The following is a 14,183-nucleotide window of genomic DNA, read 5'->3' as shown; positions in this document are numbered from 1 at the left end:
CTCAGGCCCTGCCCTCGGCCTTGGTCTGCAGGGTCATGGCCGCCACGGGACCGGGGATCGACGGCAAGCGTCGCCGCCGCATTCCGCCCCCTTCCAGGCGATCCTGCAGATAGCTCCACAGTTCGGCGATCTCGTCGGCGGAGCGGGACTCGCCGGGCAGTTCCATCACCGTGCGGCCATCGATCATGGCCGCCGCGAAATCCACGCGCTGGTGGACGATCGACGGCGCCAGGGGGCCGTACTGAGACAGCAGGGTCACGGCCTCGTTGGTGATACGGGCCCGCGCGGCAGCCCCGTTGACGACGAAGACCAGCGGCTTGCCCAGATGTTCCACCAGTTCCATGGTCGCGCCGATGGAACGCAGGTCGTGCGGGCTGGGCCGGGTCGGGATAACCACCAGGTCCGCAACGCGGATCACATCGGCGATGGTCGCGGTCAGCGCCGGCGGCGTGTCGATGATCAACAGTTCCATGCCATGGGCGGCCAGTTCCCTGATGTCGTCGGCCAGCCGCGGCACTGCTGTCTGTATGAAGAAGGGGTTCGGCGCCGTGCGCTCGTTCCACCAGTCGGCCAGACTGCCCTGGGGGTCCACATCGATGAGGCCGACCGGCCCGCTTCCACTCATCTCCGCCTGGACAGCCAGATGCCCGGCGAGGGTGGTCTTGCCCGAGCCACCCTTCTGAGACGCAACAACCAAAACCTTCAACCTGCTTGCCCCCCGAAGTTCTCTGGGAGCCAACTATACTTGGCACACTGCGGCCCGACGCAGCGCCAGTGGCTCCGATCACGTCCGACACCGAAGACTAAGCCTCAATGCCCAGCAGCGAAAGTTAACAATTAGTTAATTTCTACTATATATAGCGTATCAATGGAAGGCGATGTTACAGGTCTTGCGGTAAAAATCACTTCCAGATTCCTTCTTACCCTGCGCCGCGGGCTTTGCGCAACGCAACCTGAGATAAAAATACCCGGAAAGACACTTATTCGAAGACGATCAAATCGGGGCCAGGCCGGCGTCCGCGCCAGGATACCGGCAAAGAAAATAATCGAAAATTGATGAGAGACGGCATGACAGGCGCCAGAAAGTAGATAAAATTTTACTCAAGTATAATATAAATTAGAATAAAACTGCTTTTTATTTATACCTTTACTTAAACTTCCGCAAATATTATTGTACCTGGCTGATTATATGCCTGGATTGAATGGAGGATACGATGCAGATCCAACCAGCCCCGGTGCCTCTCGCCAACACTGGCGCAGAGACCGCTGGCAAGACCCAGGAGGTCGCCGCCGGGGCCAAAGCGGAAACGCCGCGCCCGGTGGACGCGGCGCCGAAGGACCCTCCCCCGCGGTTCCCCTATCCGGAGCCCAACCGGGGACAGTCGGTCGACATAGAAGCTTGACCGCCGAACCTTCGCGCCGTCTGCGCCGGGGAACAAAGATGTCTCTACCCAGACCGCTCCGAAGGGAAAGCCCGGCTTTCCCTTCGGAGCGCTTCCGCTTGGCAGCCCTATCATAAACACTTGTGCGCAGAGGGCCGCTCTCCATATACAATCGAAGAACAGTGCGGTGTCGGAGTCGCCGGATGGTGCGCGGTCAGACGCCGCCAGACGGACCCGCGACGATGGCCGCCACTTCGATGACAACCGAGCCCCTATGCCCCTAGAGCCGCCCCTCTTGGCGCCCCTGCGGCGCAACCTCGGATTTCTGCGGCGCTGGCTGCAGAATCCCAAGGCGGTGGGCGCGGTCGTGCCCAGCGGCCGCAGCCTAGCCTGTGCCATGGTGGCCGGCATCGACCTGGAAGCCCCCGGCACCGTGGTCGAGCTGGGCGGCGGCACCGGCAACATCACCGCCGCGCTTCTGGAAGCCGGCGTTCCCAGCAACCGCATCGCCGTGGTCGAGCGCGACCCCGGCTTTGCCCGTGTCATCGCCGCACGCTTCCCCGAGGTCACCTTGCTGCAGGGCGATGCCGCGGAACTGCGCCGGCTGCTGCGTGATGCGGGCATCGGCCCGGTAAAGGCAGTGGTCTCCGGCCTGCCGCTGCTCTCCATCCCCGATCGCGTTTGCCTGCGCATCATCGCAGAGGCCGTCGAGGCGTTGCAGGAAGACGGCGTGCTGCTGCAATTCACCTACGGCCCGGCTTCGCCCGTGTCGCGGCGCATCCTGACCCGGCTGGGACTACAGGCGGAGCGCATCAACTGGGTGGTCGACAACATCCCGCCGGCCAGCGTGTGGCGCTACCGCGTGCCGCAGCGCGTCAGTCTGCAAACACAGCAAAGCGCCTGACGCAGCCTCTTCGCGCTTCCTTTTCCGGGAAACCCGCCGAAGGTCACTCCGCGGCGTCGACGCGGCGAATGATGCGGGCCGGCTTGGCCTGAATGCGCCGCTTAAAGTCCGTCGTGCGGATCATTTCACGCACCCGCGGCTGGATCTCCGTGCGCCAGCGCGTGCCGTTGAATACGCCATAGTGACCGACGCCGGGCTGCACATAGTGGTAATGGTCGTCGATGGGAATGTTGACGCAGAGATCATGCGCCGCCTCGGTCTGGCCCAGCCCGCAGATGTCGTCCAACTCGCCCTCGACGGTCATCAAGGCCGTCTTGCGAATCTTGCGGCAATCGACCGGTTCGCCGCGATGCATCATCCGGCCCTCCGGCAGGGCGTGGTCCTGAAACACGGTCTTCACCGTTTGCAGATAGAACTCCGCCGTCAGGTCCATGACCGAAAGATACTCGTCGTAGAACTTCTGGTGCTGCTCCACGGAGTCGCAGTCGCCCTCGATCAGGTGGCGGAACAGATCGGCATGGGCGTCCATGTGCCGCTCCAGGTTCATGGTCATGAAGCCGGAAAGCTGGACGAAACCGGGGTAGACGCGCCGCATGACGCCGGGGTTCGGGTAGGGCACCATGTGGATCACCGACTGCTCGAACCATGACAGCGGCCGCGAGGCGGCCAGCTCGTTCACCACCGTCGGATTGCGCCGCGTGTCGATGGGCCCGCCCATGAGGGTCATGGAGGCGGGCTGCATCGGATCGTCGGCCGCCGCCATGGCGGCCACCGCGGCCAGGACCGGAACCGACGGCTGACAGACGCCGATCACGTGGGTGTTGGGTCCGATGAACTGCAGGAACTCGATGATATAATCGATGAAATCGTCGAGGTCGAAGCCGCCGTACATCAGCGGCACCACGCGGGCGTCGCGCCAGTCGGTCACGTAGACGTCGTGTTCCGGCAGCATCGCCTTGACCGTGCCGCGCAGCAGCGTCGCATAGTGCCCCGACAGCGGCGCCACGATCAGCACCTTCGGATCGTAGCGTTTGCCGGCCGCACTTTCATCGCGCTTGAAGTGCAGCAAGTCGCAGAACAGCTTGGAATGCACCACCTCCGGTTCGACCTTCACGGGCAAACCGAAGATCTTGGTTTCGTCGATGCCCCACTCCGGCTTGCGGTAGCGGCGGGTCACGTTCTCGAAGACTTCGCAGGCCGCCGCCATGGCCTTACCTGCGGGCGTATAGGCGACAGGATTAAAGGCGCTGCGGTAGAAACGGCGCAGTGCGTCCGACTGCAGACGCAAAGGCTGCACTGCAGCATGAGTCATCTCGTAAGCGTGGTAAAGCAAGGTCACTCGGTCCCCAGAGTTGGCGCACCCTGTAGGGCACTCCCACTGTGCTGCCTTGTTTTTTGCGCTGAACCGGCACCGCCGCTCCGCACCGCGCCATCCTGACAGCTCATGTTGCGACGCAGCAAAACATTAGCATTCCCCCCACTTCGCGCGAAGCAAAAAGTCACGCCCCTTCCCGATGCCCCCCGGCCCCGCTTGACGCAGGTCAATGCCTTGGCAAAGCGGCAAAAATACCCTCTTCGGACAGTTCCGGCGCTTCGCTGCGAAGCTCAACCGGGAAGCTTCATCCCGACCCGAGGTGGAAGAAATGGCCAGCATCATAGATGCACTGCGCAGCGACCATTCCCGCTTGACCAAGCTCCTCGACGCCCTGGAACGCCAGGTCGACGCCTTCGGCGAGGGCGGCACCCTGGATTTCCAGATTGCCGACGGCGTCCTGCATTACTGCCGCACCTACCCCGACCTGCACCATCACCCGCGCGAGGACTTGGTCTTCGAACGTCTGAAGGCGCGCGATCCGGCGACCGCGGAGGCCCTGGGCGACCTGCGGGGCGAGCACCGCAAGCTGGCCCAGGCGACCGAGCGTTTCGCTGCCGCTTTGGAGGCCGTGGAACAGGACGTTCCCATGGAGCGGGACGAACTGACCGGCGCGGCCGGCGATTTCCTGAAAGCCTATCGCCACCACATCATGATGGAGGAGAAGCATTTCTTCCCCGCCGCACAGCGCGCCCTGACGCCGGAGGACTGGCGCCAGTTGGCCGCCCAATCGGCGCCGGTTGCCGACCCCCTGTTCGACATCCGCGAGGACGAACGTTTCGACGCCCTGTTCGAAGACATCGTCGCCTGGGACAGTAATCTGCCCAGCGGCGCCTGACCCCCCGTCTTTTTTCGGCCTGCCCATCGAAATCTCCTTCAGGCTTTGTTAGGGTCTGACTGACAGTTTGCCGCTCACCGGAGATTTCGTAAGCAGCAGACTTCATTATCAAAAATGAGATTCTCGGAGGCCAGGCGCATGAGGCCCCGCACGCTCGCCCGCAGCCTGATTTTCACAACCGTCCTCGCCGCCATGGCGGCCGGCGCCGCCAGCCCGCCGGCCCGCGCGGCCGAGCCCAGCGTGACCATCGGCACGGGCAGCCGCGCCGGGGTTTACTTCCAGGTCGGCCGCGCGCTCTGCCGCCTGCTGGCGCAGGGCTCGCAAGACGCCGTGCCGGCCTGCAGCGCGCTGCCGACCGCCGGCTCCATTGCCAACCTGCGCGACCTGCGGGCCGGCAAGCTGGACTTCGCGGTGGTCCAGTCGGACTGGCAGTACCATGCCCTGAACGGGACCGGCGGTTTCTCCGCCGACAAACCGGATTCCGGTCTGAGGGCGCTCTTCTCGGTCCACGGCGAGCCCTTCACCCTGGTCGCCCGGCGCGACGCGGAAATCGCCCGCCTGCAGGACCTGGCCGGCAAGCGGGTCAACATCGGCAATCCGGGTTCCGGCCAGCGCGGCACCATGGAAATCGTCATGCTCGCCATGGGCTGGGAAAAATCGACCTTCACCCTGGCCGAGGAACTGCCGGCCAGCCAGCAGTCCCTGGCGCTGTGCCACGACCGGGTCCAGGCCATGATCTACATCGTCGGCCATCCCAACGACTCGGTCGAGCAAGCGGTGCGGCTCTGCGACGCCGTCCTGGTCGAGGTCTCGGGCCGGCCCATCGACATCCTGGTGGCGAAGTACCCCTTCTATTCCCGCATGGAGATCCCCGGCGGCCTCTATGCCGGCAACCCCCGCGACGTACAGACCTTCGGCGTCAGGGCGACGCTCGTCACCTCCGCCAGGATCGACGCCGACACCGTCTATGCCCTCACCAAAACGGTTTTCGAGAACTTCAGCGCCTTCCGCGCCATGCATCCGGCCTTTCAGCATCTCATGCCGGAGCGGATGATCACCGACGGGCTCAGCGCACCGCTCCACGAGGGGGCGCTGCGCTACTACAGGGAACGCGGCTGGCTGTGAGGCCCATAGCGCCCTATGATCCCATCAGCACGGTCCGGCGGCACAGCAAAGGCGGAGAGCACTATGAGCGAAGGCGACACCACTCAGAACATGGCCCAGAACATGGCCGTCTTCTGCGACTTCGAGAACGTGGCCCTGGGCGTCAAGGACGCCAAGTACGCCGCCTTCGATATCGCCAAGGTGCTGGAGCGCCTGCTGCTGAAGGGCGATATCGTCGTCAAGAAGGCCTACTGCGACTGGGCGCGCTATAAGGAATTCAAGGCGCCCATGCACGAGGCCGCCTTCGAGCTCATCGAGATTCCCCACGTGCGTGTCTCCGGCAAGAACTCAGCCGACATCCGCCTGGTCGTCGACGCGCTGGACCTCTGCTACACCAAGCCGCACATCGACAGCTTCGTCATCATCTCCGGCGACTCCGACTTCTCGCCGCTGGTCTCGAAGCTGCGCGAGAACAACAAGACGGTGATCGGCGTCGGCGTGAAGAACTCGACCTCGGACCTGCTGACCGCGAACTGCCACGAGTTCATCTACTACGACGACCTGATCCGCGAGTCGGACAAGCAGCAGAAGGCCAAGCGCCGGCGCAGTGCCAAGAAGAGCACGGCCAAGAAAAAACCCAGCAGCGAGGAAATGCTGAAGCAGGAGGCTTTCGACCTGGTGACCGAGGTCATCGACGACCTGTTCAAGGAACGCGGCCAGCAGGAAAAGGTCTGGGGTTCCATGGTCAAGCAGACCCTGAAGCGCCGCAAGCCCGGCTTCAGCGAGAGCTACCACGGCTTCCGTTCCTTCGGGCAGCTGCTGGAGGAGGCCGAGGACCGTAAGCTGCTGGAACTGCAGCACGACGAAAAGTCCGGCGGCTACATCATCACCCGCCTGCTGGATTAGAGGGCAAGCATGGTCGAAATGGCGCCGATACCCGCTGTCGGCGGAACCTCGGGCGGCCGCCTATCGCGCATGCGTTGCGCAGAAATTCCATGAACGGGAGTTCGATTCGACCATTGCCCCGGTCGTACTAGAAGCCTAGCCTCCAAGTACAGGCCAACAGACGAGAGGCCAGTGATGGCGCGCCAGCAACGGAAATTGGCGGCGATCGTTTCGGCAGACGTCGTGGGTTACTCTCGGCTCATGCAGGCAGACGAGGCCGGCACCCATTCCCGCCTCAAGGCCCGCTACCAAGAGCTGGTGGCTCCTATGATCGAGGACTACGGTGGGCGCATCGTCAAGCTGATGGGTGACGGCCTGCTATTGGAGTTTCCGAGCGTCGTCAGCGCTGCCGAATGGGCGGTGGAAGCGCAGACTGCGGTCGTGGCGGCAAATGCCGTCGAGCGCCCGGAACATCGCATCGAATATCGTATCGGGGTCAACGTGGGCGACATCATCGTCGACGGTGACGACCTTTACGGCGACGGAGTTAACGTCGCTGCGAGATTGCAAGAGATCGCCGAGCCGAATGGCATCTGCTTATCTGATGCCGCTTTCCAGCAGGTGCGTAGCAAGGTTGATGCGGAATTCATTGGCGGCGAAGAGGTGGCACTCAAGAATATCTCGCTCCCTGTGCGAACTTGGCATTGGTCGACCACTGCTCCGGCGCCATGCGTCTCACCGCCACTAGGGGTGGCTGAACCGAGAACCACGCACGACAAGCCGTCCATCGCCGTTCTGCCCTTCGAGAACATGAGCGGAGACGCCGAGCAGGAGTATTTTGCGGACGGAATCACTGAAGACATTATTACTGAGCTTGCTCGGTTTCGCAGCATGTTGGTCATCGCTCGCAATTCTTCATTCACCTACAAGGGACGCAACTGCAAGGTTCAGGACGTGGCAGCGGACCTGAATGTCCGTTATGTCGTAGAGGGGAGCGTACGCAAAGCCGGCGATCGCGTTCGGGTAACGGCGCAGCTCATCGACGCGGCGAGCGGCAACCACCTCTGGGCCGACCGTTACGACCGCGAGCTGGTGGATATCTTCGCGCTGCAGGACGAGATCACTCAGACCATCGTCTCGATACTGCCGGGTCGGCTGGCGGAGGCCGACGCGGAGCGCGCCCGGCGCAAGCAGACATCGAACATGACCGCTTATGACCACCTATTGCTGGGGCTCATGCGGTTCCGGCGATTCACCCGGATTGAAAACGTGGTGGCGCGCGAGGAGTTCCGCAAAGCCATCGAGCTCGACCCGTTATACGCCCAAGCCCATGGACTACTCGCCGCGACCGATGTTTGGGACGTGTTCGCGGATTGGCAGAACAAGCCACTGGACGAGGCCTTCGAGGCGGCGCAGCGTGCCTTGACCCTCGACGAATACGACGGTTTGCCTCATGCGGTCCTCGGTTACATCTTTTTCCAGCACAGGCAGGATGCGGAAGCTGATATGGAGTTCCAGCGCGCTGTTGCCTTAAACCCCAACGACGCCGACGCGATCGCTTTCAGAGCCAACATTCTGGTCTATTTCGGCCGTTGGGAGGAGGCCCTCAAATTGATCAGGGATGCTATGCGCTTGAACCCGATTCCACCGAGCTGGTATTTCTGGTTTGAGGGGTTGGCGCTCTATTCCGGTCGCGACTACGAAGCGGCGGTGCGGGCCATCCGCAAGATCCGTCCCCAGCTTCGTCCAGGTCATGCTTACCTCGCTGCTTGCTTGGCATATCTGAACCGCAAGGACGAGGCCCGCACGGAACTCGACGCGTTCGTCGGCTGCGAGCAGCGGGATCTAGCAGGCGTTGACGAGTCCGCGCGTTACACATCTCGGGACTTGGCGCTGGAGCGTGCCAGCCGGTACAGGCTTGCCTCAGACGCCGAACATTTCCTCGAGGGCCTGCACAAGGCGGGGTTTCCTGAATAGACGACCCTGGGCACGAACGCCCCCAAGGGTTGAAGCGCGACCGACCACCCTTGAGAGCCGCCGGTCTCTCCGAGGGGAGGATCGGAAACCGGTCTTGAAGCCCACAGCGATGTGTCGCCCTGCCTCACCCGGCGATCGCCACCTCGCTGAGCACGGCGGTGAAATGGCAGGCCGCGGCGGCCAGGACGAAGGCGTGCCAGATGGCGTTCTGATAGGGCAGCCTTTGCCAGAGGTGGAACACCACGCCCAGGCTGTAGAGCCCGCCGCCGACGGCCAGCAGCACCAGTCCCGGCACGGAAATCGCGCTCAGCAGTGGCCCCGCCGCGACCACGATGCTCCAGCCGAGCAGCAGGTAGGCGGCGACGGAGAGGCGGTCGAGGCGGTTCGGCCAGAACAGCTTCAGCGCCACGCCGGCCAGCGCCACACCCCAGACAAAGGCCAGCAGGCCTAAGCCCCAGGCGTCGCCCAGCACCACCACCATGAAGGGCGTATAGGTCCCGGCGATCATCACGAAGATAGCGGCGTGGTCGAGGCGCCGGAACACCGCTTTCCAGCGGCCATGATTGGAAAGATTGTAGAGCGCCGAGCAGCCGAGCATGGCCAGCAGGCCCAGGCCGTAGAGCGCCAGCGCCAAGTGCAGCAACAGATCGTTGCTGGGCCAGGCGGCGATGGCCAGGGAGACGACCGCCGCCAGCCCGAAGACCAGGCCCAGTACGTGAACCACGCCGTCGGCGACGCGCTCGGCGCGGCTGTACTGCGGGTGCGTAATGTAGCTCTCGGCCATGTCCCCGTCCGACGATATGCTAGCCCTGGCCCTCCAGGTCCATCTTCAGGCTGAACAGTTCCAGCATGTCCTTCAGCACCACGATGCCGACCAGCCGGTCGCCGACGGCGACGATCAGGCGGCTGGCCCCCGTGCGGCGCATCAGGGCCATGGCCTCGATGGCGTCCATGCCGGGGTCGACGGTGTTCTCCTCGGTGCAGGGCGCCATCAGTTCGTCGACGCGGCGGTAGGGCCAGGCCTCACGCGGCACCGTCTTCACCTGGCGCGCCGAGATGGCGCCGAGGAGGTGGCCCTCCGCGACCACGGGGAAGAGGTCGTAGTGGTACTCGTAGACGTAGTCCTCGACGAAGGCGGCCAGCGGCAGATCCGGCGGCACGGCGACGGTTTCGTGGGTCATAAAACGGCGCACCGGCTCACCCTCGAAGAGGCGGCGGGTGATCATCTGCTGGTAGGAGGCCTCGGCGGCGCCGCGCACGAAGAGCCCGATGAGGAACCACCACATGCCGCCGATGAAGTTGCCGGTCACCACGCTGAGCAGCCCCAGCAGCATCAGCGCCATGCCGAAGCCCTTGCCGGCGCCCGAGGCGATGCGGGTGGCCTGGCGGAAGTCGCCGCGCCAGTGCCACAGGGCGGCGCGCAAGACCCGCCCGCCATCCATGGGAAAGGCCGGGATCAGGTTGAAACCGCCGAGCAGCAGGTTGATGAAGGCGAGGTAGCCCAGCACGCCGGTGACCGGCACCGGCAGCCCCTGCGCCCGGCCCAAACCGGCCAGCAGCCAGAAGGCCAGCGCCAGGAAGAAGCTGGCGATGGGTCCGGCGATGGCCATCCAGAACTCGACCTTGGCGCTCTTCGGCTCCTCGGTCATCTCGGCGACCCCGCCGAAGATGAACAGGGTGATGCCCTTGATCGGCAGGCCGTAGCGCCGCGCCACCAGGGAGTGCGAGAGCTCGTGGAAGATCAGGGAGAAGACCAGGCCCGCCATACCGGCGATGCCCATCCACCAGAAGGCCGCCTGGCTCAGGCCCTCGTCCGCGTACCAGGCCGGAAAGACGCCCTTGGCCAGGGACCAGGTCACCAGCAGGGCGAGGAAAATCCAGCTGATGTCGACCCGTATCTTGAAGCCGAGCAGTTCGAAAAGGGTGATGCCGCGTCCGTTCATCCCGAGACCATTTCTCCTGCCGTGCAGCGCCTTTGCGCTCTCAATTCTCCATATAATCACCGAAAGGTGATTTCCAACCAATCCCTTGCGGCGCCGAGGGGGTCCCACAGCCCCTTCGCGGCGCCGCGCCTGTCGGTTAGGATGGAGTCCCGGAATCGCCAGGGGGCGGAGAGGAAAAGGCATGCGCAAGCTGATACTGACGTTCTTCCTGGCGCTGGCCGCCTTTGCGTGGCCGCCCGCCGCCGCCGAAGAATTGCGCATCGGCATCTCCCAGTATCCCACCACCCTGCATCCCAGCCGCGAGCCCTCGGTCGCCAAATCCTACGTCGCCTCCATGACCCGCCGGCCGATGACGGTCTACGATCAGCAGTGGGAGCTGATCTGCATGCTTTGCACCGAGCTGCCGTCGATCGAAGCGGGAACGGCGGTGCCCGAAGACCTGCCGCCGGGCGTCGAGGGCGCGGGCGACGGGCGGGGCATCGCCCTCACCTACAGCCTGCGGCCCGACGCCACCTGGGGCGACGGTACGCCGGTCACCACCAAGGACGTGCTTTTCACCTGGAAGGCGGGGCGCCATCCCACCGCCGGCATCGGCAACCTGGAGCTCTACAAGCGTATCCACGCCATCGACGTGATCGACGACAAGACCTTCGTCCTGCACGCCGACCGCATCTCCTTCGAGTATGCGGCGATCAACGACTTCCGCATCCTGCCCGCGCACATCGAAGAGCCGATTTTCGACACGGCGCCGGAGGACTACCGCAACCGCACCACCTTCGACACCGACCCGACCGACAAGGCGCTCTACTACGGCCCCTACCGCATCACCGAGGTCGTCCCGGGCTCGCGCGTGGTGCTGGAGCCCAACGAGACCTGGTGGGGCAAAGCCCCCGCCTTCACGCGCATCACCGTGCTGATCATCGAGAAGACGACGGCGCTGGAGGCGAACCTGCTGTCCGGCAACATCGACATGATCTCCGGCGAGTTGGGCCTCACCCTCGACCAGGCGCTGGCCTTCGAGAAACGCCACGGCGACCGCTTCGATGTCATCTACAAGCCGGGGCTGCTGTACGAGCACATCGACGTCATGCTCGACAACCCGATCCTGGCCGACAAGCGGGTACGCCAGGCGCTGCTCTACGGCATCGACCGCGAGGCCATCAACGAGCGCCTCTTCGAGGGCCGCCAGCCGGTCGCCCACACCAGCGTCTCGCCGCTGGACTGGGTCTATTCCGAGGACGTGAAGACCTATCCCTACGATCCGGCCAGGGCCGCCGAGCTGCTGGAGGCCGCCGGCTGGAGTGAGATGAAGCAGGGCCTGCGCCACAACGCGGCGGGGGAGACCCTGCAGCTCGAGTTCATGACCACCGCCGGCAACCGCGTGCGCGAGCTGGTGCAGCAGGTGCTGCAGAGCCAGTGGAAACAGCTCGGCATCGACGTGCGCGTGCGCAACGAGCCGCCGCGCGTGTTCTTCGGCCAGACCGTGCACGAACGCCGCTTCACCGGCCTCGCCATGTTCGCCTGGGGCTCGTCGCCGGAGAACGTACCGCGCTCCACCCTGCATTCCGAGGAGATTCCCACCGAGGCAAACGGCTGGTCGGGGCAGAACTACACCGGCTTCAGGAACGCCGAGATGGACGAGCTCATCGAAGCCATCAACCTGGAGCTCGACCGTTCCAAGCGCGAGCAGATGTGGCACCGCCTGCAGGAGATCTATGCCGAGGAGGTGCCGGTGATCCCGCTCTATTGGCGCGCCAATCCCTACATCCTGCCGAAATGGCTGAAGGGCCTGCGCCCGACGGGACAGCAGGCCTCTTCGACGCTGTGGGTCGAGGAGTGGAGCGTCGAGGGGCGCTGAGCGAAGCATGCTCTCCTATCTCGCCCGGCGGCTGATCGAATCGCTCTTTGTGCTGGCCGTCATGTCGCTGGTGATCTACTGGCTCATCGGCCTCATGCCGGGCGATCCCATCGACATCATGATCTTCTCCGACCCGGAGATGACCCCGGCGGAGGCCGAGCGCCTGCGCGCCATCTACGGCCTCGACCGGCCGATCCTCGAGCGCTACCTGGCCTGGCTCGGCAACGCTCTCTCCGGCGACTTCGGCTATTCGCGGCTCTACAACCAGCCGGCCCTTGATATCCTGCTGCCGCGCCTGGGCAACACCGTGGTCCTCATGGGGCTCAGCTTCCTGCTGGCCCTGGCCATCGCCCTGCCCGCAGGGATCTACGCCGCGACGCGCCCGCAGAGCCCGGTCGACCACGCCATCAACCTCATCGCCTTCGCCGGCATCTCGGTGCCGCCTTTCTGGCTCGCCATCCTGCTGATCATCCTCTTCGCCGTCACCCTGGGCTGGCTGCCCGCCGGTGGCATGGGCGATGGCCGGGACTTCTGGGCCGATCTGCGCTACCTGGCGCTGCCGGTGATGGCGCTGACCATTGCCACGGTGGGCGGCGTCATCCGCTTCATGCGCGCCGCCGCCATAGAGGCCCTGCGCCAGGACTATGTGCGCACGGCGCTGGCCAAGGGTCTCAGCGGCCGCCAGGTGGTGCTGGGCCACGTGCTGCGCAACGCCATGATCCCGGTGATCACCATACTGGCGCTGCAGATGGGCAACCTCTTCTCCGGCGCGCTGATCACCGAGCAGATCTTCGCCTATCTGGGCATGGGCAAGACGATCTTCGACGCGGTCATCGGCAACGACTATAACGTCGCCCTGGCCGGCCTGCTGCTGGCGACGCTGACCACCCTGCTGGCCAACCTGCTGGCCGATCTGGCCTATAGCTGGCTCGACCCCAGGATCACGTACCAATGATGGAGACACCGCAGCCCCGGGGCCTGCTGGCCGCCGAAGCCGCCCACGCCCAGGGCGCGGCGCTGACCGTGCGGCGGATCTTCTGGCGCCGCTTCCTGCGCCACCGCCTGGCCGTGGCCAGCCTCGCCTTCCTGATCCTGCTGGCGCTGGCCTCCGCCGCCGCGCCGCTGGTGGAGGCGCTGCTGGACGTCGACGGCAACCTGGTCGATCTCTTCAACGCCAAGCAGCCGCCCTCGCCCGCCCATCCCCTGGGCACCGACGAGCTGGGCCGCGATCTTCTGGTGCGCCTGCTCTACGGCGGCCAGGTGTCGCTGGTGGTGGGCTTGGCCGCAGCGCTCTGCGCGGCGGTGATCGGCACGCTGCTGGGGCTCGCCGCCGGTTACTACGGCGGGCGCCTGGACGCCCTGCTGATGCGCTTCACCGACGGCGTCATCGCCCTGCCGATCCTGCCGCTGCTGATCATCCTGGCAGCCATCGACCTGGGCAAGATCGGCCTGCCCCAGGGCCTGGTGACTTCGGAGAGCATCAGTCTCTACCGCATCGTCTTCCTCATCGCGCTGGTCGGCTGGACCACCGTGGCGCGCCTGGTACGCGGCGCCACCCTGTCGATGAAGACGCGGGAGTTCGTGCGCGCCGCCGAAGCGCTGGGCGCCTCCGCGCCGCGCATCATGCTGGTGCACATCCTGCCCAACGTGGTCTCGCCGATCATCGTCGCCACGACGCTGTCGATCGGCGGCATCATCCTGCTGGAATCGGTGCTGAGCTTCCTGGGCCTCGGCATCCAGCCGCCGCTGCCCTCCTGGGGCAACATGCTGACCTCGGCGCAGGAGCTGATCTGGGACGCCCCGGCACTGGCGATCTACCCGGGGGCGCTGATCTTCCTCACGGTCATCGCCTTTAATTTCCTGGGCGACGGTCTGCAGGACGCGCTCGACCCGCGCGCCCTGCAAGGCGAGGACTGAGCG

At 64.8% G+C, this 14,183-nt stretch carries 12 protein-coding genes; 8 read left to right on the top strand and 4 right to left on the bottom strand.

Annotated elements, in window-relative coordinates; genetic code table 11:
* Position 1: 1 nt before the first annotated feature.
* Positions 2-706 carry a ParA family protein gene (locus AAFN88_RS09780; RefSeq protein ID WP_347520107.1) on the bottom strand — a complete coding sequence of 235 codons (705 nt, stop codon included), beginning with the start codon at positions 704-706 and terminating at the stop codon, positions 2-4.
* 971 nt (positions 707-1,677) lie between these two features.
* On the opposite strand from AAFN88_RS09780, the gene AAFN88_RS09775 reads away from it, so the two are divergent.
* Positions 1,678-2,286, top strand: a complete 609-nt coding sequence (locus tag AAFN88_RS09775; protein ID WP_347520106.1) for a methyltransferase domain-containing protein — start codon at positions 1,678-1,680, stop codon at positions 2,284-2,286.
* 43 nt (positions 2,287-2,329) lie between these two features.
* Here the strand turns inward: AAFN88_RS09775 and AAFN88_RS09770 are convergent, their stop codons facing one another.
* Positions 2,330-3,625, bottom strand: a complete 1,296-nt coding sequence (locus AAFN88_RS09770; RefSeq protein WP_347520105.1) for a polyhydroxyalkanoate depolymerase — start codon at positions 3,623-3,625, stop codon at positions 2,330-2,332.
* A gap of 304 nt (positions 3,626-3,929) precedes the next feature.
* Here AAFN88_RS09770 and AAFN88_RS09765 point away from each other — a divergent pair, with 304 nt between their 5' ends.
* From AAFN88_RS09765 to AAFN88_RS09750, 4 genes are all read left to right on the top strand, one after another.
* Positions 3,930-4,496, top strand: a complete 567-nt coding sequence (locus AAFN88_RS09765) for a hemerythrin domain-containing protein (RefSeq protein WP_347520104.1) — start codon at positions 3,930-3,932, stop codon at positions 4,494-4,496.
* A 138-nt stretch (positions 4,497-4,634) separates the two neighbouring features.
* On the top strand, positions 4,635-5,621 hold the full coding sequence (locus AAFN88_RS09760; RefSeq protein WP_347520103.1) for a TAXI family TRAP transporter solute-binding subunit: 987 nt from the start codon (positions 4,635-4,637) through the stop codon (positions 5,619-5,621).
* Between the two features lie 63 nt (positions 5,622-5,684).
* Complete coding sequence (locus AAFN88_RS09755) at positions 5,685-6,506, top strand: NYN domain-containing protein (protein WP_347520102.1); 822 nt, start codon at positions 5,685-5,687, stop codon at positions 6,504-6,506.
* 174 nt (positions 6,507-6,680) lie between these two features.
* The gene (locus AAFN88_RS09750; protein ID WP_347520101.1) at positions 6,681-8,462 is read left to right on the top strand and encodes an adenylate/guanylate cyclase domain-containing protein; all 1,782 of its coding nucleotides are present in this window, start codon (positions 6,681-6,683) and stop codon (positions 8,460-8,462) included.
* Between the two features lie 124 nt (positions 8,463-8,586).
* On the opposite strand, the gene AAFN88_RS09745 is transcribed toward AAFN88_RS09750, so the two are convergent.
* Together AAFN88_RS09745 and AAFN88_RS09740 are read right to left on the bottom strand one after the other, a co-directional pair.
* Positions 8,587-9,246 carry a hemolysin III family protein gene (locus tag AAFN88_RS09745; RefSeq protein ID WP_347520100.1) on the bottom strand — a complete coding sequence of 220 codons (660 nt, stop codon included), beginning with the start codon at positions 9,244-9,246 and terminating at the stop codon, positions 8,587-8,589.
* A gap of 19 nt (positions 9,247-9,265) precedes the next feature.
* Positions 9,266-10,405 carry a site-2 protease family protein gene (locus AAFN88_RS09740; protein ID WP_347520099.1) on the bottom strand — a complete coding sequence of 380 codons (1,140 nt, stop codon included), beginning with the start codon at positions 10,403-10,405 and terminating at the stop codon, positions 9,266-9,268.
* Between the two features lie 181 nt (positions 10,406-10,586).
* On the opposite strand from AAFN88_RS09740, the gene AAFN88_RS09735 reads away from it, so the two are divergent.
* From AAFN88_RS09735 to AAFN88_RS09725, 3 genes are read left to right on the top strand one after another with little or no spacing between them, the layout of a single operon-like run.
* Positions 10,587-12,263, top strand: coding sequence for a peptide ABC transporter substrate-binding protein (locus tag AAFN88_RS09735; RefSeq protein WP_347520098.1), 1,677 nt, complete (start codon positions 10,587-10,589; stop codon positions 12,261-12,263).
* 7 nt (positions 12,264-12,270) lie between these two features.
* Entirely contained in the window at positions 12,271-13,218 is a 948-nt protein-coding gene (locus AAFN88_RS09730) for an ABC transporter permease (protein WP_347520097.1), read from the top strand.
* Positions 13,215-14,180, top strand: a complete 966-nt coding sequence (locus tag AAFN88_RS09725) for an ABC transporter permease (protein ID WP_347520096.1) — start codon at positions 13,215-13,217, stop codon at positions 14,178-14,180. The genes AAFN88_RS09730 and AAFN88_RS09725 overlap by 4 nt, the downstream gene beginning before the upstream one ends.
* Positions 14,181-14,183: the final 3 nt, after the last annotated feature.

Source organism: Pelagibius sp. CAU 1746 (genome assembly GCF_039839785.1).
Taxonomy (GTDB): Bacteria; Pseudomonadota; Alphaproteobacteria; order Kiloniellales; family Kiloniellaceae; genus Pelagibius.
This window is presented reverse-complemented; position numbering and strand designations above follow the sequence as displayed.